This is a genomic window from Pseudoalteromonas peptidolytica, assembly GCF_012641745.1.
Classification (GTDB): domain Bacteria; phylum Pseudomonadota; class Gammaproteobacteria; order Enterobacterales; family Alteromonadaceae; genus Pseudoalteromonas; species Pseudoalteromonas peptidolytica.
The window spans coordinates 1-241 of the sequence record NZ_WEHZ01000115.1 but is presented as its reverse complement, the minus strand read 5'-3'; the positions used below and the strand labels follow the sequence as shown (position 1 = coordinate 241).

The window sequence follows — 241 nt, the reverse complement described above, 5'->3', positions numbered from 1 at the left end:
GTCACAAGAAACCGAAGCAACGCTTCCAGTTCGAGGAAGTGAGCGCATGGATACGCGAAGGGGAAATACTACATGGAAGTACTTTACTACAAATGCAAAAAACCCGTCGCATTGCTGCAACGGGTTTCTCTAATAAGGCCCTGACGATGTTCTACTTTCACATGGGAAGCCCACACTATCATCGACGCTGTTTTGTTTCACTTCTGAGTTCGGCATGGGGTCAGGTGGTTCCAAAACGCTA

General features: G+C 47.7%; 1 rRNA gene. It reads right to left on the bottom strand.

Annotation, left to right across the window (positions count from 1 at the left end):
- Positions 1–138 precede the first annotated feature (138 nt).
- A 5S ribosomal RNA gene (rrf, locus tag F9Y84_RS21955) occupies positions 139–241 on the bottom strand; the annotation flags it as partial.